Raw genomic sequence first — 457 nt, forward strand, 5'->3', positions numbered from 1 at the left:
GCTGAACCAGGGTTACCTGGCCCACCCCAGAACCGAGGGCAAGGCGGAACCACGTGGTGACGGCTTCGAACTACGCACCGATCGCCATGGCGCCATTCGCGCCGCGCAAGGCCTGCTGCTCAGCACCGAAGCCAAATCCGGCGCCAGTGGTAAACAGCTCGATCGCGAACAGGCGCAAGCCCAACTCGAATCGGCGCAGCAACTGGCGCAAACCCTCTCCGACACCGCGCAGCATCAACTGGCCGACCCCACCGAGATCGGCCCCGAGACGCTGGATATCGAAGGGGCGAAACAAGCCAAAGCCAGCGCGGGCCACCTCGACCACCTGAACGAAGCCCTGAAGGCCTGGGAAGCGGGATCCAACACCGACGAGCAAGGCAAGAGCGCGAAAGAACAACCCGGCCAGCAACCGATCCTGATCGCCACCGCCCCGGCCGGCATCGCCCTGACCACGCCG

Annotated in this window: 1 protein-coding gene; it reads left to right on the forward strand. The window is 65.6% G+C overall.

Annotated features, from left to right (window positions below; translation table 11 throughout):
- On the forward strand, positions 1-457 hold a 457-nt coding region (locus NLI84_RS13950; protein WP_255991103.1), incomplete at both ends, for a type VI secretion system Vgr family protein.

Origin of the sequence: Chitinolyticbacter albus (genome assembly GCF_024437655.1) — a bacterium.
GTDB classification, from domain to species: Bacteria; Pseudomonadota; Gammaproteobacteria; order Burkholderiales; family Chitinibacteraceae; genus Chitinolyticbacter; species Chitinolyticbacter albus.